Annotated in this window: 17 protein-coding genes and 1 rRNA gene; 12 read left to right on the top strand and 6 right to left on the bottom strand. The window is 34.1% G+C overall.

From position 1 onward, the window contains the following. Positions 1 to 33: 33 nt before the first annotated feature. Positions 34 to 1,260: an ATP-dependent RNA helicase RhlB gene (rhlB, locus tag A9G11_RS02685; RefSeq protein WP_065618006.1), complete on the bottom strand. Its 1,227-nt coding sequence runs from the start codon at positions 1,258 to 1,260 to the stop codon at positions 34 to 36. A 154-nt stretch (positions 1,261 to 1,414) separates the two neighbouring features. On the opposite strand from rhlB, the gene trxA reads away from it, so the two are divergent. From trxA to nrdG, 5 genes are all read left to right on the top strand, one after another. Beyond that, complete coding sequence (gene trxA / locus A9G11_RS02680; protein ID WP_065617995.1) at positions 1,415 to 1,741, top strand: thioredoxin TrxA; 327 nt, start codon at positions 1,415 to 1,417, stop codon at positions 1,739 to 1,741. Positions 1,742 to 2,116: 375 nt separating this feature from the next. After that, positions 2,117 to 3,379, top strand: a complete 1,263-nt coding sequence (rho, locus tag A9G11_RS02675; RefSeq protein ID WP_065617994.1) for a transcription termination factor Rho — start codon at positions 2,117 to 2,119, stop codon at positions 3,377 to 3,379. A 179-nt stretch (positions 3,380 to 3,558) separates the two neighbouring features. Continuing rightward, positions 3,559 to 4,974, top strand: coding sequence for an NADP-dependent phosphogluconate dehydrogenase (gene gndA / locus A9G11_RS02670; protein ID WP_065617993.1), 1,416 nt, complete (start codon positions 3,559 to 3,561; stop codon positions 4,972 to 4,974). A gap of 365 nt (positions 4,975 to 5,339) precedes the next feature. After that, positions 5,340 to 7,475 (top strand): anaerobic ribonucleoside-triphosphate reductase, encoded by a 2,136-nt coding sequence (gene nrdD / locus A9G11_RS02665; protein WP_065617992.1) that lies wholly within the window; start codon positions 5,340 to 5,342, stop codon positions 7,473 to 7,475. A gap of 17 nt (positions 7,476 to 7,492) precedes the next feature. Further along, positions 7,493 to 7,957, top strand: a complete 465-nt coding sequence (nrdG, locus tag A9G11_RS02660) for an anaerobic ribonucleoside-triphosphate reductase-activating protein (RefSeq protein WP_065617991.1) — start codon at positions 7,493 to 7,495, stop codon at positions 7,955 to 7,957. A gap of 27 nt (positions 7,958 to 7,984) precedes the next feature. Here nrdG and can read toward each other — a convergent pair whose 3' ends face one another. The 4 genes from can to A9G11_RS02640 all read right to left on the bottom strand — a co-directional run bounded on the left by can (position 7,985) and on the right by A9G11_RS02640 (position 11,203). Next, positions 7,985 to 8,635, bottom strand: a complete 651-nt coding sequence (can, locus tag A9G11_RS02655; RefSeq protein WP_065617990.1) for a carbonate dehydratase — start codon at positions 8,633 to 8,635, stop codon at positions 7,985 to 7,987. A 66-nt stretch (positions 8,636 to 8,701) separates the two neighbouring features. Further along, complete coding sequence (locus A9G11_RS02650; RefSeq protein WP_065617989.1) at positions 8,702 to 9,760, bottom strand: FAD-binding protein; 1,059 nt, start codon at positions 9,758 to 9,760, stop codon at positions 8,702 to 8,704. Between the two features lie 186 nt (positions 9,761 to 9,946). After that, complete coding sequence (locus A9G11_RS02645; protein WP_065617988.1) at positions 9,947 to 10,987, bottom strand: CobW family GTP-binding protein; 1,041 nt, start codon at positions 10,985 to 10,987, stop codon at positions 9,947 to 9,949. 18 nt (positions 10,988 to 11,005) lie between these two features. Further along, on the bottom strand, positions 11,006 to 11,203 hold the full coding sequence (locus A9G11_RS02640) for a YbdD/YjiX family protein (protein WP_065617987.1): 198 nt from the start codon (positions 11,201 to 11,203) through the stop codon (positions 11,006 to 11,008). Positions 11,204 to 11,568: 365 nt separating this feature from the next. Between A9G11_RS02640 and murA the strand changes: the two genes are divergently transcribed. The 6 genes from murA (at position 11,569) to A9G11_RS02610 (ending at position 17,463) form a co-directional block, all read left to right on the top strand. Next, complete coding sequence (gene murA / locus A9G11_RS02635) at positions 11,569 to 12,822, top strand: UDP-N-acetylglucosamine 1-carboxyvinyltransferase (RefSeq protein WP_065617986.1); 1,254 nt, start codon at positions 11,569 to 11,571, stop codon at positions 12,820 to 12,822. A 60-nt stretch (positions 12,823 to 12,882) separates the two neighbouring features. Next, positions 12,883 to 13,458, top strand: a complete 576-nt coding sequence (locus A9G11_RS02630; protein ID WP_065617985.1) for a DJ-1 family glyoxalase III — start codon at positions 12,883 to 12,885, stop codon at positions 13,456 to 13,458. A 7-nt stretch (positions 13,459 to 13,465) separates the two neighbouring features. Continuing rightward, on the top strand, positions 13,466 to 14,380 hold the full coding sequence (locus A9G11_RS02625) for a cation diffusion facilitator family transporter (RefSeq protein ID WP_065617984.1): 915 nt from the start codon (positions 13,466 to 13,468) through the stop codon (positions 14,378 to 14,380). 74 nt (positions 14,381 to 14,454) lie between these two features. Continuing rightward, a complete protein-coding gene (pfkA, locus tag A9G11_RS02620) occupies positions 14,455 to 15,417 on the top strand; it encodes a 6-phosphofructokinase (RefSeq protein ID WP_065617983.1) in 963 nt (320 codons plus the stop codon). Between the two features lie 590 nt (positions 15,418 to 16,007). After that, positions 16,008 to 16,256, top strand: a complete 249-nt coding sequence (locus A9G11_RS02615) for a GNAT family N-acetyltransferase (RefSeq protein WP_065617982.1) — start codon at positions 16,008 to 16,010, stop codon at positions 16,254 to 16,256. A 136-nt stretch (positions 16,257 to 16,392) separates the two neighbouring features. Further along, on the top strand, positions 16,393 to 17,463 hold the full coding sequence (locus A9G11_RS02610) for an acyltransferase (protein WP_065617981.1): 1,071 nt from the start codon (positions 16,393 to 16,395) through the stop codon (positions 17,461 to 17,463). Positions 17,464 to 17,470: 7 nt separating this feature from the next. Here the strand turns inward: A9G11_RS02610 and A9G11_RS02605 are convergent, their stop codons facing one another. Next, positions 17,471 to 17,890: a hypothetical protein gene (locus A9G11_RS02605; protein WP_065617980.1), complete on the bottom strand. Its 420-nt coding sequence runs from the start codon at positions 17,888 to 17,890 to the stop codon at positions 17,471 to 17,473. Positions 17,891 to 18,440: 550 nt separating this feature from the next. On the opposite strand from A9G11_RS02605, the gene A9G11_RS02600 reads away from it, so the two are divergent. Further along, positions 18,441 to 18,626 (top strand): 16S ribosomal RNA (locus A9G11_RS02600); the annotation flags it as partial.

Genomic DNA, 18,626 nt, shown 5'->3' with positions numbered 1-18,626 from the left:
TAGATATTTATTGTCTAACCCGTTAATTACTTTCTATGACGTCCTTCTGCGTGACGATCGTTTGAATACTTTAGGCATCGGTAAATCAACTAATAATGCAGAAGGATCATATTGGCTAACCGGAATAGAGTGATTAATTGCTTTCTCAATTGCAGGTAGATTTTGTGAATAACGCTCACAGGCAAGAGAAATTGAGTTACCCTCTGCACCAGCTCTACCTGTTCGTCCAATACGATGTCGATAATCGTCACAATCATCAGGTAAATCATAATTGAACACATGAGTAACATTAGGAATATGTAGTCCTCGGGCTGCAACATCGGTTGCAACTAAAATATCAAGATCGCCTCGGGTAAATTGTTCTAAAATAGCTAGACGTTTTTTCTGTGCGATATCACCTGTAAGTAAGCCCACTCGATGACCATCAGCGACCAGATGACGCCAAATTTTTTCACAAGCAACTTTTGTATTAGCAAAAACGATACAACGTTCAGGCCACTCTTCTTCAATGAGTGTTTGCAATAGCGCTAATTTATCCTCATTAGAAGGGAAAAAGAGTTCTTCTTTTATGCGATGACCAATTTTTTGTTCCGGCTCGACTTCGACATATTGTGGATCATTCATATGTTCAAATGCCAGTTCACGAACATTATGCGTAAGTGTTGCAGAAAATAACATTGTTAAACGTTGTTGAGGTGGTGTCATATGTTTAAAGATCCAACGAACATCGCGTATAAATCCTAAATCAAACATACGATCTGCTTCATCTAATACTACAACTTGAATGGATTCTAAGTTTATGTAATTTTGTTTGGCGTAATCAATTAATCGTCCTGTTGTGGCTATTAAAATGTCGACACCAGCTGAAAGCATCTTTAATTGTTTGTCATACCCATCGCCACCAAATGCAAGTCCTAATTTAAGCCCCGTCTCTTGAGAAAGTAATTCAGCGTCATTATATATCTGTACAACCAGTTCACGGGTTGGCGCTATAATAACTGCTCTTGGTTGGTTAGTTTTATGATCTGGTAAAGGCGCATGATTCAATAAATAATTAAATGTCGATGCCAAAAACGCCATAGTTTTACCTGTTCCGGTTTGTCCTTGTCCAGCAATATCAATTCCTTTGCTCGTTAACGGTAAAGTTTTTTCTTGAATTGGCGTACAATAAACAAAGCCTTTTTTCTCGAGTGCTTTTATGACTAAAGGATGAAGAGGAAATTGACTGAAAGTTGTTTTTGTAAGGTAAGATTGAATCATCGTGGTATCAAATATAATTATCGGATTTTGCAGATTATAACATACTAAACAGAGTGACATCACTAATAATTATACCCTATTGTAATAATTACTAGCAGGAAAACGCAAAATAACCTAATATTCTACTATCAATTTTTATTCTGGAGATCATCAAATGAGTAATAATATTGTTTCACTATCTGAAGCAACTTTTGACAAAATAATAAATGACACCAATAAACCAGTTTTAGTCGACTTTTGGGCTGAATGGTGTGGACCTTGTAAAATGGTCGCCCCAATTTTAGAAGAAATAGCTCAAGAATATAGTGATAAAATTTTGATTGCCAAATTGAATGTCGAAGAAAACCCGAATGTGGCACCAAAATTTGGTATCCGAGGTATTCCAACATTATTGATTTTTAAAAATGGTCAAGTTGTTGCAACGCAAGTAGGTGCTTTATCTAAATTACAATTAAAAACCTTTATTGATGCACAACTTTAACTGTTATAGCAACTAATTTCCTTACAGTGAAATTATCTTTTGAGTAATGTAATCTCTTGCATTACTCTTTTTTATCACTATATTAATCTTATTGAATAAATCTAAAAATTAACGTTAATTAAATATAGACAACGTAGTTTTTTTAGTGTACAGTGCTAAACTCTTACGAAGCTTCCTTTCTGCCATTCATTGTTTTTCTTGATAAAGTGGTAAAAATTCTATATTCAGACATTTAATTATCATTGAAAGCTTAATAAGCAATAGAATTTATGTGTTGTCAGAGAGAGCAAAATTTAATAAATGAATGAAACAAATAAACAAAACTAGCATTATTTGCATACATATCAATTTTATCCTCAAGAATTTTTTAAAATTATGAATTTAACTGAATTAAAAAATACATCTGTTTCCGAGCTGGTAACGCTTGGTGAAAAAACAATGGGGCTAGAAAATCTTGCCCGCCTTAGAAAACAAGACATTATTTTTGCAATCCTTAAACAGCATGCCAAAAGTGGTGAAGATATTTTTGGTGATGGTGTACTGGAAATTTTGCAAGATGGATTTGGATTTTTACGTTCAGCTGATAGCTCATATTTAGCTGGACCTGATGATATTTATGTATCACCGAGTCAAATTCGACGATTTAATTTAAGAACGGGTGATACCATAGCGGGTAAAATCCGGCCACCGAAAGAAGGTGAACGTTATTTTGCTTTACTGAAAGTAAATGAAGTTAATCACGACAAACCTGAAGATGCCCGCAACAAAATCCTCTTTGAAAACTTAACCCCACTTCATCCTAATTCTCGTCTACGCATGGAACGAGGCAATGGTTCAACTGAAGACATTACTGCAAGAGTTCTTGATTTAGCCTCTCCAATAGGTAAAGGTCAGCGTGGTTTGATTGTAGCACCGCCAAAAGCCGGTAAAACCATGTTACTACAAAACATTGCACAAAGTTTAGCGGTCAATCATCCTGAATGTGAATTAGTAGTATTGATGATCGATGAACGTCCGGAAGAAGTGACAGAAATGCAACGATTAGTTAAAGGTGAAGTCGTTGCATCAACATTTGATGAACCAGCAGCAAGACATGTTCAAGTAGCTGAAATGGTTATTGAACGAGCCAAACGTTTGGTTGAACATAAGAAAGATGTGATCATTTTATTAGACTCTATTACGCGTCTAGCTCGAGCTTACAACACGGTTATACCTTCATCAGGTAAAGTATTGACCGGGGGGGTTGATGCTAATGCATTACATCGCCCAAAACGTTTTTTTGGTGCAGCGCGTAATGTAGAAGAAGGTGGAAGTTTAACCATTATCGCTACTGCGCTTATTGATACCGGCTCAAAAATGGATGAAGTTATTTATGAAGAGTTCAAAGGTACGGGTAATATGGAAGTGCATTTATCACGTAAAATCGCTGAACGTCGAGTATTCCCAGCAATCGATTTTAATCGTTCTGGAACACGTAAAGAAGATTTAATGACTTCACCAGATGAACTGCAAAAAATGTGGATCTTACGCAAAATCCTTAACCCAATGGGTGAAATTGATGCGATGGAATTCCTAATCGATAAACTTGCCATGACTAAGACAAATGATGAGTTTTTTGAAATGATGAAACGCTCATGATTTTTGCAGTTAAAACTAAATACTATTAAAGTAATTAAAAAGAGCCGTATTATGTATTGATACGGCTTTTTTTGTGGCAGAATATAGCGGTATTTTCATTTTATGAAACTTATCTTAGTTTTGAAGTTGTTAAAACCTTGTTGTTAAGGTTATATGAGATTAAATAAAGGAGCCAAATCATGTCTAAACAACAAATCGGTGTTATTGGAATGGCAGTCATGGGGCGAAATTTAGCGCTCAATATTGAAAGTCGTGGATTTTCTGTGTCTATTTACAATCGTTCTAAAGATAAAACAGAAGAAGTGATGGCTGAGCATCCTGATAAGAAGTTGGTTCCTTATTTTACAATTGAAGATTTTGTTAATTCATTAGAAAAACCGCGCCGTATTTTAATTATGGTAAAAGCGGGGAAAGGGACAGATGCTGTGATTGATGAGTTACGTCCATTACTAGATAAAGGTGATATTATTATTGATGGTGGTAATGCTTATTTTGAAGATACTATCCGTCGTAATAAAATGCTTTCTGATGAAGGATTTAACTTTATTGGTACCGGTGTATCTGGTGGTGAGGAAGGTGCATTAAAAGGTCCTTCAATTATGCCTGGTGGGCAAAAAGAGGCTTATGAGCTAGTCGCCCCTATCTTAGAAAAAATTGCTGCATCAGTAAATGGCGAGCCTTGTGTCGCTTATATCGGTCCTAATGGTGCTGGTCATTATGTAAAAATGGCACATAACGGCATTGAATATGGTGATATGCAACTGATTGCTGAGAGTTACTCAGTATTAAAACATGTTGCAGGTTTAAATAATGATGAACTTGCTGATGTGTTTACTGATTGGAATAAAGGTGAGTTAGATAGTTATCTAATTGAAATAACAGCAAATATTTTTAAACATAAAGATGAAACTGGTAATTATTTGGTCGATATGATTCTCGATGCTGCAGGGAATAAAGGCACAGGTAAGTGGACGAGTCAAAGTGCTTTAGATCTGGGTGAGCCTTTGTCGTTAATTACAGAATCTGTCTTTGCTCGTTATATTTCTGCCATTAAAGATCAGCGGGTTGTTGCTTCTAAAGTATTAAAAGGACCAAAACAATTAGTTGATGTTGGTGACAAACAACAATTGATTGAAAAAATACGTAAAGCACTTTATATGGGTAAGATCATCTCTTATGCACAAGGTTTTGCTCAATTAAAAGCGGCATCAGAAAAATATAGTTGGCATCTAAACTATGGTGAAATTGCTAAAATATTTAGAGCTGGTTGTATTATTCGCGCACAATTTTTACAGAAAATTACTGATGCTTATACTCAAAATAATAATATAGATAATTTGCTGTTAGATCCTTATTTTAGTCAGACCGTTCAAGCTTATCAACAATCCTTACGTGATGTAGTCTCTTTAGCCGTTCAACATGGTATTGCTGTTCCAACATTATCAGCAGCTATTGCTTATTATGATAGTTATCGTTCAGCAGTGTTACCGGCGAACTTGATTCAAGCACAGCGTGACTATTTTGGCGCTCATACTTATGAACGTATTGATAAAGAGGGTGTTTTCCACACTGATTGGTTGAGTATCAAATCCTAATTTTGTAAACGTTTTTACCTCAGAAAATTATCAAGAGTGCAAGTTGGTCTTGCACTCTATCTTCTTTTTTTGATTTATCACACTAAGACCATTTTCTCTGTTTTAAGCCAAATACTTGTGTTTATTGGGCTAAGCGGTGTCAAGAAATTTATTTATTAAAAAATATAGAAAAACACAATATACAGTGTATAATTGTCGCAAATTCACTATATATAGTGTTTGTAAAGTAATGTGAAATCCCTGTCTATATCACAAAAGTGTAATATTCTGATAAAAATGAGTAATTCGAAATTATAACGGGAATATTAGTGTTGCTGTAAAACCTCTATTGATAGGTAATAAAGAATGAATATTAAGGAGTGGTTATGCCTGTAGTAATTAAACGTGATGGTTGTCAGACCGCATTCAATGAAACTCGAATCAAAGATGCTATAGTTAAAGCTGCTGTAGCCGCTAATGTTAATGATCCTGATTATTGTGCTGCTGTTGCTCGTGTTGTTACCAACCAGATGACTGAGCGTGAAAGTGTCGATATTAATGAAATTCAAAATGCTGTTGAAAATCAACTCATGTCAGGACCTTATAAGAAATTAGCGAGAAAATATATTGAATATCGACACGATCGTGATCGAGCTCGCGAACAACGTAGTCGATTAAATCAGGATATTCGAGGGTTAATCGAACAGAGTAATGTGGCTATCCTTAATGAAAATGCTAACAAAGACAGTAAAGTGATCCCAACACAACGTGATTTACTTGCAGGTATCGTTGCTAAACATTACGCTAAACAATATTTATTACCAAAAGATATTTCTCGCGCTCATGATTGTGGTGAAATTCACTATCATGACCTAGACTATGCGCCATTTTTCCCAATGTTTAACTGTATGTTGATTGATTTAGACGGTATGTTAACTAATGGTTTTAAAATGGGTAATGCTGAAATTGAGCCACCAAAATCAATCGCTACTGCAACTGCTGTGACAGCTCAAATTATTGCTCAAGTTGCTAGTCATATTTATGGTGGTACTACCATAAATCGTATTGATGAAATTTTGGCTAAATTTGTCACTATTAGTTATCAGAAACATAAAAAAGTTGCAGAGGAGTGGCAAATCCCAAATCCAGAAGCTTATGCAGAAAGCCGTACGCAAAAAGAGTGTTATGATGCATTTCAATCTCTTGAATATGAAGTCAATACCTTGCATACCGCTAATGGTCAAACACCATTTGTTACTTTTGGTTTTGGGTTGGGTACTAGTTGGGAATCACGTTTGATTCAAGAATCAATTTTAAAAATTCGCCTTAAAGGTCTTGGTAAAAATCATAAGACCGCAGTTTTCCCTAAATTAGTTTTTGCTATCAAAGACGGTATTAATCATAAACCTGGCGATGTTAATTATGATATTAAACAACTTGCTTTAGAGTGTGCAAGTAAACGTATGTATCCAGATATTTTAAATTATGACAAAGTTGTGGAAGTAACTGGATCATTTAAAACCCCAATGGGTTGCCGAAGCTTTTTAGGTGTGTACGAAGAAGACGGTCAGCAAATCCACGATGGTCGTAATAACTTAGGGGTGATTAGCTTAAACTTACCACGTATTGCCATTGAAGCAAAAGGTGATGAAGCACGTTTTTGGGAGTTATTAGATAAACGTTTAGCCTTATGTAAGAAAGCGTTAATGACACGAATTGCGCGTTTAGATGGCGTAAAAGCTCGAGTCGCACCTATTTTATATATGGAAGGGGCTTGTGGTGTTCGTTTAAAAGAAGATGATAGTGTTTCTGAAATTTTTAAAAATGGGCGAGCTTCAATTTCACTTGGTTATATTGGTATTCACGAAACCTTAAATGCACTTTACGGTAATAAAACGCATCCATTTGATAGCGAAACTTTACGTGAAAAAGGAGTTGCTATTGTTGAACACTTACGTAAAGCTGTTGAACAATGGAAAGATGAAACTGGTTATGGGTTTAGTTTATATAGTACACCGAGCGAAAACTTGTGTGATCGTTTCTGTCGTTTAGATACGGCTGAATTTGGTGTTATTCCGGGAGTGACAGATAAAGGGTACTACACTAATAGTTTCCACTTGGATGTTGAGAAAAAGGTTAATCCATACGAAAAAATTGAGTTTGAAAAACCTTATCCAGCGGTGGCAAGTGGTGGCTTTATCTGTTATGGCGAATACCCTAATATGATCAATAATGTTAAAGCATTAGAAGATGTTTGGGATTATAGTTATACTCGTGTTCCTTACTATGGCACTAATACCCCGATTGATGAGTGTTATGAGTGTGGTTATACTGGTGAGTTTTCATGTACTAGCAAAGGTTTTGTTTGCCCAAGCTGTGGTAATCATGATTCATCAAAAGTCTCAGTAACTCGCCGTGTGTGTGGTTATTTGGGTAGTCCTGATGCTCGACCATTTAATGCAGGGAAACAAGAAGAAGTTAAACGTCGAGTTAAGCATTTAAATAACGGTCAAATAGGTTAATAATTAATTAATAATTTATGAATTATCATCGCTATTATCCAGTGGATGTTGTTAATGGCGAAGGGACTCGCTGTGTACTTTTTGTCGCTGGATGCGTTCATCAATGTCGTGGTTGCTATAATAAAAGTACATGGGGATTAGATTCTGGTTCGCCTTTTACACAAGCACTTGAAGATCAAATTATCAAAGATTTGCAAGATACCGAGATAAAACGTCAGGGATTATCACTCTCTGGCGGCGATCCGTTGCATCCACAAAATGTACCAACTATATTAAAATTGGTTCAGCGTGTTAAAAATGAATGTCCTAATAAGGATATTTGGCTTTGGACTGGTTATAAACTAGATGAACTCACACCACAGCAACAAGCCGTAGTATCTTATGTCGATGTACTTATTGATGGTAAGTTCGTGCAAGAACTTGCAGATCCCAAGCTAATATGGCGAGGAAGTAGCAATCAGGTTATTTATCGTTTTAAGTAATTTATTCTATCTACTTACTGATGCTTGTTAATGTTGATTGAGTAGATAAGAAATTGCTTCACGGTAAGTAATTTCTAGATTTTCACTACTTGATGAGGTGATATGTAAATCGGTGATCTTACCATTATCTATACCATAAACCCAGCCATGTAAATTTACTTTTTGACCACGTTTCCATGCTGATTGTACAATGGTTGAATGACCTAAATTATAGACTTGTTCAATAACATTTAATTCACATAAAATATCCATACGTAAATGAGAAGGGAATTCGCCAAGTAATGAACTATAACGAAACCATAGATCACGAATATGTAGAAGCCAATTATTGATCAAACCTAAATCAGGATTTTCAACTGCGGCACGTATTCCACCACAATCTAAATGACCACAAACAATAATTTCTTCAATTTTTAGTACATCAACAGCATATTGAACTACTGATAAACAATTTAAATCAGTATGAATAACCTGATTTCCTACATTGCGATGGACAAACATTTCACCAGGTTTTAATTTGATTAGTTTTTCTGCTGGAACACGACTATCAGAACAGCCTATCCATAAAAATTTAGGGTTTTGTACAACGGCTAGTTGTTTAAAAAACTCAGGATCTTCTTGTTTTATCTTTTCAGACCATTCGTGATTAAAGCGAATTAAATCATTTACATCAAACATAATAGATATTTCCTTGAGTATTCTAACCTTGGATCTAGTCTATTTTTGACATCAACCTTCGGCTTTTCAATTCGTTTTGATATGTTGGATTTTACTTTTCATAATCAATTTGCGCCAAAATGGTGTAGTTAAAATCTTGGCTTTAGCAATTTTGCTATATAGTTTTAAACGTAATGGAATTGTTCGTTGATAATAACTTTTATTAGGTTTAGGATGACCACTGTTTAAGATCTTACTTAAAATTTCTGCACTATTAAGTGCATAGCTAATGCCTTCTAATGAACTTGCACTAATAAATCCAGCAGCTTCACCAATTAAGAATATATTTTCATTGCCCGTGTAAAAATCACCCAATCGATTTGGATAAACCACCAGACATTTTTCAGTTTTAAGTGGATCGCCAAAGTTAAATCCGTGTGACTTTAATTTTTCTTTAAGTGATTCAAAATGTTGATTGGCTGCTTTTTTAGGAAAAGCACCACCAAAAATAAAGTATCCGTCTTTTGATATACTCCAAGCATAACAATTAGTTGATCTATTATCGAAGATACAAGAATAAAATGGCGTTGTGTGCTTCTCGGTAAACCATTGTTGAATTGCGACATATTGCCTAATGGTATGATTAGGATAGCGCATGCGTCTTACAACAGAATTGGCTCCGTCTGCGCCGACTACATATTTAGCTGTGATTTTATATTCAATTTTATCTTCATTCTCATAAGTAATCTGGTAGCCGTCAATGATACGTAGTATCTCTTTACATAGTGTATTGTGATAGACAGTTACCGTTGATGGAATGAGTGATTTTAACCAAAGATCGAATTTGTGGCGATCAAAACTCACATAACTACGTTGATAGTTACACACAAGGTTAGTTTGTAGATCGTAGGTTCTGACGCTAAAAATTTGTGGATCAGTCAAAATATCAGCAGGTAAATTTAGCCCTTGTCGGATAAACGCTTTTTGTGCGTCTGTTGATAGTAATCCGCCACAAGGTTTATGAAATCCTTCATCACCTGATTGATGTTTTTTATCTAATGCAATAACTTTGAAAGATGAGCTAAGCAGGCGAGCTAAAGAGCTGCCAGCAGGACCAAGACCAATGATTGCAATATCGTAATCCATTTTTATTTTGTCATTTGTATGATAACTTTAGAATAGCTGTATGTTATCAAATTATGCCTTGTGTGGCTATCAGATATATGAATGTGAGTATTAAAGTTAGGTGTTAAAAAGTTTCAGGTTAACTATACGTTTTAGTATAAAAACAGCCAAAAAACACTATTTTTCTGGCTAAATAAAACTAGCTTATTAATCTGCAATTGTTTGTAAAAATGCTTGGTTTAATTCATCAAATGGTAATGTTCGGCTAATTATGACTAATCGCGAAACTCTTTCTGATGAGGCTGACCACGGCGAACCATAGTCAAAACCAACGACTTTGTGTACTCCTTGAACAATTAAACGTTGTGGGTTATCTTTGATAGCAAGTACACCTTTGTAGCGTAACATGTCATTACCATACTGTTCTACTAAGGTTTCCATAAAGGTACCTATTTTTTTGATATCCAGATCACCTGCTTCAAATAGATAAGAGCAGATATTATCATTCCAAGATATGGTTTGTTTCTGTAATGGTAATGGTTTAAAGTCGGCAGATAGTTTTTTATTCGGGTTTATGACAAAAAATCCTTTATTAATTGTCAATTCATCGCTTAAATCAAAGGCATGAATATCTATCCATTGTGATTTGGGAATTTGTCCATTAATCGCTTCAAAAATAATCGCTTTATTATTTATATTATGGATACGATTAAGGACTTTAGTTTTTTGTGGTTCATCAATGCTATCAGTTTTAGTTAAAATGATACGATCTGCAAATCCAATCTGAGAGAGAGCTACACGATGTTCATCAAGATGTTGCAGAATATGCTGAGCATCAACTAAGGTAATAATTGCATCAAGTTGTACCGTTTCACGAATCAAGTCATCAATAAAAAAAGTTTGAATGATAGGAGCAGGATCGGCAAGTCCGGTTGTTTCAATAATCAGGCGATCAAATTGCAATTTTCCGGTTATCTTTTGTTCATGTAATTTATGCAACGCATCAGTTAGCTCTCCTTGTACTGTACAACAAATACAACCGTTGGTCATTTCAACAATTTGAATATCAGTAGTGACATTAAGTAAATTACTATCAACATTTACTGGCCCGAATTCATTTTCAATGATAATTACTTTTTCATCACGATTATTTTCAAGCAAGTAATTGATTAGTGTTGTTTTACCTGAACCAAGAAAACCTGTTAATAAAGTTACGGGTAGTAATGATGGTGAAAATTGTTCAGTCATCTCATATTGCCTTATTGTCTAACAACACTTAAATCCACCTTTACCACCATAGCGTGAATCTTGGCGTTCTTTGAAAAATTCTTCATAAGTCATAGGGGTTTGTTCTGGATGAGTCAGTTTCATATGTTGAACATAATTATCATAATCAGGAATGCCAACCATTAATTTAGCGGCTTGACCAAGATATTTTCCGGCTTTAGCGAGTGAATCAAACATATTATTTCTCTTTTATTTTGCTGAAATCATATTTACTTATTAGCATGGCTAGTATTTTGCTATTAACTTCTGCTATAAAGTAATTAATTAGCTAAAAATGTCTAATTTTAATTCACTATAAAATGCTAACTTGCTTGAGTCAATCATTGATTATAAGTAATAGTTAAACGCTAACAAAATAAAATAGGATGAAATGTTTAGTCCTAACTTTATTAGAGGGTTAATAATAGCAAAAGTAACAGATAGATTAAGTTTGATAACATTTAAGAAAAGTTAAGCTTTTTATCTATTTTCATTAAATTGATTTATCTCTATGGAAATAACTTTTATAATAGCGACCAATTTATCATGTATAAGAGTTTATAATGGAAAAATTTCACGTTACCGGCCCAACTTCGTTAAATGGTGAAGTTGAAATTTCAGGCGCGAAAAATGCAGCGTTACCAATTTTATTTGCTGCGATTTTGGCAGAGAAGCCTGTAGAAATACAAAATGTTCCCAAGTTAAGAGATATTGACACTACTTTAGAATTACTGAGCCAATTAGGTGTAAAGTACCAACGTAATGGATCTATACATCTTGATGCCGGTCATCTGGATAATTATTGCGCGCCTTATGAACTAGTTAAAACCATGCGTGCTTCTATTTGGGCATTAGGGCCATTAGTTGCACGTTTTGGTCAAGGTCAAGTTTCATTACCTGGAGGTTGTGCTATTGGTGCAAGACCGGTTGATCTGCACATTTCAGGTTTACAACAATTAGGTGCAACGATCACTCTTGATGAAGGTTATGTTAAAGCCTCCGTAAAAGGGCGATTAAAAGGCGCTCATATTGTAATGGACAAAGTAAGTGTGGGTGCGACCGTAACTATTATGTCTGCTGCGACGCTAGCAGAAGGTAAAACCATTATTGAAAATGCAGCATGTGAACCTGAAATTGTTGATACGGCTAAATTTTTGAATATGTTAGGTGCAAAAATTAGTGGGGCTGGAACCGTACGCATCGAGATTGAAGGTGTCAAAAGATTAACTGGTGGGGTACATAAAATCGTTGCCGACCGTATTGAAACTGGTACATTCTTAGTGGGTGCAGCAATATCAAGAGGTAAAATTACTTGTCGTAACACTGATCCTAGTTTACTTGATGCAGTGATATCAAAATTAAAAGAAGCCGGGGCGACTATCGAAAGCGGAGAAGATTGGATCAGCCTTGATATGAAAGGTAAAAGAGCAAAAGCGGTTAATATTCACACTGCCCCTCATCCGGGATTTCCAACCGATATGCAAGCTCAATTTTCACTCTTGAATATGGTTGCGGAAGGCACAGGGATCATTAAAGAAACCATTTTTGAAAACCGATTTATGCATGTACCCGAGCTTATTCGTATGGGGGCTAGAGCAGAAATTGAAGGTAATACCTTAATTACTCATGGTGTTGAAAAACTAAGTGGCACACAAGTAATGGCAACTGATTTACGTGCATCAGCAAGTTTAGTTTTAGCTGGTTGTATAGCTGAAGGTTCAACCATGGTTGATCGTATTTATCATATTGATCGAGGTTATGACAACATCGAAGAAAAATTAAGAAAGCTTGGCGCTAATATTGAAAGAACGAAATAATTTCATCCTAAATATTAAAAATCTTGGGTAATCTGTTTATTGGCTAAAAGGAGTGCAAACATGACAAAACAAGCATTGGTATTTTTATCAAATGGTTGTGAAGAGACCGAAGCTGTTACGACAATAGATCTATTAACGCGTGCAGGAATTAAAGTCACATATGCGAGTATTTCAGATAGCCGTGAGGTTGAATGTTCGCGAGGTGTGACGATTCTAGCTCAAAAAACTTTTTCACAAATTAAAGATATTGACTATGATGTAGTTATTTTACCCGGCGGAGTGAAGGGAGCCGAAAATTTTCGAGCGTGCTTAGCATTAATAGATAAATTAAAACAAACTCACCAACAAGGTAATATTGTTGCTGCAATTTGTGCTGCACCGGCAATGGTTCTGCAATATCATAATTTATTTCCTCAGGCTTATATGACTGGTTATCCGCAAACGAAAAATGCCATTAAGCTCTGGAAAGCTGATAGAGTTTATTTTGACGAAAAAAATAAGATTATTACTAGCCAAGGTCCTGGAACATCGATTGATTTTGCCTTAAAAATTATAGATGTTTTATTAGGTAAAGAAACCGCAGCTAAAGTTGCTCAACAATTAGTCCTACCAACAGGTATTGAATGCTATCAATAGGTACAAAATGTCAAATACACATTTGTACGAAAAATTAGTTAAAAGAGCGACATTAAGTGCTGTTTTAGTTTCTATTTTTCTGATTATAATTAAATTAATAACCTGTTGGCTAACAGGATCGATGAGTCTATTTGCTTCATTGTTAGATTCAAGTATTGATTTGTTAGCTTCGGGTCTTAATTTCTTCTTAGTACGCTATGCTTTAAAACCAGCCGATGATGATCATACTTTTGGTCATGGTAAAGCAGAATCGCTGGCGGCTTTAGCTCAAAGCACCTTTATTATCGGCTCTGCTACCATTTTATTATTGTCCAGTATTAAATCCATAATTCATCCAAGTGATATACAATTACCATTATTAGGGATCGTTATATCAACTATTTCAACTGTGATTACAGGTGTGCTAGTTTTATATCAAAAACATGTAATAACTAAAACCGACAGCAAGGCCATTAGAGCAGATATGTTGCATTATTCTTCAGATATGTTTATGAATATTGCAGTTATACTTGCGCTATGTTTAAGTTGGTATGGTATTACTTATGCTGATGCGACTTTTGCTTTCATCATTGCATTATTTATTTTTTATAATGCTTATAAAATTGCTTATAACGCTATAGAAGATCTACTTGATAAAGCTCTACCCGATAGTGATAATGCGAAAATTGCTGATATTGTTGCTTCGTTTCCTGATGTGCATGGTTTTCATGATTTAAGAACCAGACAAGCCGGCCCGGTAAAATTTATCCAATTACATATCGAGCTTGATGATGCCATGCCATTAATCAAAGCGCATGCTATTACAGATTCTATTGAAAAACTTATCTCAAAAGAGTTTTCACCAGCAACAGTTATTATTCATCAAGACCCAATTTCTGTTGTGCCTGTTGAAATGTTATACGAAAAAAATCAACCAAAATAGCTTTTATCATCTATTGTGAGTTATCTTTTAAGACTTTATAATAACCAAAAGTTAATAATTTGGAGTTATTTTATATGATAAAAAAAATAGGTATATTGACAAGTGGTGGTGATGCTCCGGGAATGAATGCAGCTATTCGAGGTGTTGTTCGTACAGCATTAACGGAAGGGTTACAGGTTTTTGGCATTTATGATGGTTATTTAGGACTTTGTGAAAATAAAATTTCTCCACTAGATCGTTCTAGTGTGTCAGATATTATTACACGAGGTGGTACTTTTTTAGGTTCAGCACGATTTCCTGAATTTAAAGATAAAGCTGTTAGAGAAAAAGCGATTGTAAATCTAAAGCAACATGAAATTGATGCATTAGTTGTCATTGGTGGTGATGGTTCTTATATGGGGGCAATGCGATTAACGGAAGAAGGTTTCCCTTGTATTGGCTTACCAGGCACAATAGATAACGATATTCGTGGAACTGATTATACTATTGGATATTTTACTGCACTAAGTACAGCAGTTGAAGCAATTGATAGGTTACGTGATACTTGTTCTTCACACCATCGAATTTCAGTTATTGAAATTATGGGTCGTGATTGTGGTGACTTAACATTAAATGCCGCAGTAGCAGGTGGATGTGAATTCATGATCATTCCAGAAGTTGCTTATACTAAAGAAGATTTGATCGAAGAGATCAAACTTGGTTTTGCAAAAGGTAAAAGACATGCCATTGTTACCGTTACAGAACACATGTGTGATGTCAATCAACTTGCAAAAGATATTGAAGATGCAGTACATCATGAAACACGTGCGACGGTATTAGGACATGTTCAGCGTGGTGGATCGCCTGTTCCTTACGATCGTATATTAGGTTCAAGAATGGGTGCTTATGCGGTTGAATTATTGCTGCAAGGTCATGCAGGAAGAAGTGTTGGTGTGCAAAATGGTAAATTAGTTCATCACGATATTGTAGAAGCAATCAACAATATGAAACGTCCTTTTGATGTTGATCTTTTCAATACTGCTAAACGTTTATTTTAGATATTAACTTTCTCACAAATAGATAAATTAATATTATTTAAAATAAATCTGTTATATAGGTGAACAGTTGATGGCGTTGAATCTTATCTTTCGCTTTATCAAATGTTCATCTAATCAATTTAAACTGAATCATTATAAATAATTCGTATTGAAGTTATTAATAGTCTTTGTTTCTGTTATCTATCCGAAAAACTAATTCAATTGTTTTAAAATCTAATATTATTAAACCTGCCATAATCAAGTTGCCGATAAAAATAATTTAAAGATCAGCGCTTATAAATAATAGACGCATTAACTGATAAATTATTATAGTTTTATACTATTTATCTACTCACATTTCTATTATTCAACAGAGAAAAAGGGTAAAATCCATTTCGATTTAATAATTAGAAAAAAATATATAAGTAATTGTATATTTAAAAGGTATGAATCATTATTGTTTATACTATAGGGATTATTTATTAGGTGATAACTTGTTTATTTTTATAACTTCAACATAGCTATTTTATTACAACAATCTAAAAAAGTTGGTTATAGTTTCACTAAGCAATAAAAAATCAGTCGCAACCTTAAATTGTGAGGAGAATTTTATGTCATTACAATATCAAGAAGATGATCGTCGATTTTATGTTCAAGATAATGATCATGAAATAGCAGAAATGACATTTACTCGGATAGGAAAGAATAAAGCAACAATCGATCATACTTATATTGATCCTGCTTATCGTGGTCAGGGAATTGCTGAAAGGTTATTAGAGTTAGTTGTCGAAACATTACAACAAGAGAACCGTGAAATCATTCCACTATGTTCATTTGCCGTTAAAAAATTAGTCCAATAAATCATTTATTATCTTCAAATTCCCAATATTTTATTAACCTTACTATTATAGATATTATTTTGTAAATGCTAGTTATAAATACTTGAATTTATGATAATGTATGCCAATTTAAATTTATTGATTTTCAAGATCAAAAATGGCAACACAAAAAGCGCAAAAAATTCAATCTATCCATGTATTACGTGGTGTAGCAATTATAATGATTGTTTTTAGTCATTGCTTAGGGGTTTTTAAAAACAGTAGCTTAATACCTACGAGTTATCTATTCTCTTTTTTAAATTTATTTGCATTCAATTTCACTACTTTTTTTGTATTAATTGCTGGTTTTTTATTTCAGCATTTAACCTATAAATTCAATACTAAAACTTATTACCTATCTAAATTTAAGACAGTTGTATGCCCTTATATCTCAGTATCTATCTTCTGTTTTATTTTTTTTCATAATGAATATCTATCAGATTTACCGTGGTTTTCATTAACTGAGCCTAGCATTGTCACTGCAATTACTAAGATGATGCTTACCGGTACCCAATTGTTACCATTATGGTTTATGCCGATGATAATTATGGTTTATCTAATGGGTCCACTACTTAATTACTGGTCTAAAAAGAGTTTAATTATTGCCGGCCTTATAGCTATGTTTTGGATAGTAATGTTTACTAAACCCGATTATACCAAACCTTTATTAAATTTATTGCATTATGGACCAGTTTATCTAATTGGAATGATGATAAGACAGAACTATGAAATCATTATGAAGGCAGTAAAAGATAATTTATTTTTGTTTATCTGCTTTTATTGCTTATGCTTATTTGTACCGTTCACTTATCGATATGTTAGTCATCTACCCGTTGAAAAACTTTATATAGAAACTTTACAAAAAATTATTTTATTTATATTAGCCCTCTATTTTTTAGATGGACTGAATCATAAAACTAATGATGGAAAAATTTTCAACTTTTTCTCTTATATGGCAAATATTAGTTTCCCAATCTATTTTATTCATGAAATTGTTGTATTATTTATTGAAAAATGGGTACTAGAATCACCAATTGCTTTTATAATCGGCACTAATAACGGTCAATTAGCATCTTTAGGTGCAATAAGTTTCTTAATATCTACTTTAGCAATAAGCATAGTTATTGCCAATATAATAAAATTTATTTGTCGAGATAAAGCAAAATACCTAATTGGTGGTAGTCGCTAAAATCAACTTAATCACAATTAAATTCGGCGCTTTTTAAATATTTTTTATTATTTGCTAGCGTCGTATGTGCTTTACATTCAGAAACATAAAGTACTTTTTTACTTAGTTTGATACCGTTTTCATATTGACAGGCAAAATAGATCCATTCATTTAATCCCTGATGATAACCATTTAAATCAGACCAAAAATAGTTTTTACCGTCATTTTTTTGTGGTTTTATCGGCATGTTATTATTATATAGATTGATATTAATCAGGTGAAATTTAGGTTTAGTTGAGGTATCCAATTCTATGTTAAATGGTAAAGGTTGATTATGTTCAAGAACAACTGAATCAATATAGACAACTTCAGGACAACTAAATACCATTTCATCTGCATAACTATTAAAAGTACAAAATAGACTCAATAAGATTACATAGTTTTTCATTGAATTACTCCAAATGCCACAACTAATATAGTAAAAGTATCGATGATAATACGGATATATTGAGCTCAATTCAATAAAACAAGCAAATTAAATAACGTAATTATATAATTAATTGTATATATTGAATTAATTATCTATAAATCTTCTTATAACCAAGAGATTAAACAATTTAAATTGAATAAATAAAAGGCAAACGAAAAAAAAATCGAGATATTTACTTGCCAAAAAAAAAGAAGTCCCTATAATGCGCATCCACTGACACGCAGTCAACGAAAACAAGGCAGCGTAAGTTTAGTGAACAGGATCAAAAATTTTGAAAAAAGATCTTGACGAATATGAAGGTGTAGCGTAGTATACGCAGCCCTTGAGACAGTAAAAGCGAAAGCATAAATGACACTGTCAGCTCTTTAAAAATTAAGAAACAGACAATCTGTGTGGGCACTTGCGAGACGAAAGAATAAAGTCTACGGACTTAAAAGATAAAGTCTTGATAAGTGACACTGAAGATTCATTTGAATATGTCAGAGACAGTTATTGAGCATCAAACTTTAAATTGAAGAGTTTGATCATGGCTCAGATTGAACGCTGGCGGCAGGCTTAACACATGCAAGTCGAACGGTAACATGAGTGCTTGCACTTGATGACGAGTGGCGGACGGGTGAGTAAGGTATGGGGATCTGCCGAGTGGCGAGGGACAACAGTTGGAAACGACTGCTAATACCTCATAAAGTTGAGA

This window comes from Gilliamella sp. wkB108 (genome assembly GCF_001690195.1).
GTDB classification, from domain to species: Bacteria; Pseudomonadota; Gammaproteobacteria; order Enterobacterales; family Orbaceae; genus Gilliamella; species Gilliamella apicola_L.
Note: the sequence above shows the minus strand (reverse complement) of the source record. Positions and strands in the feature narration are given on the sequence as shown.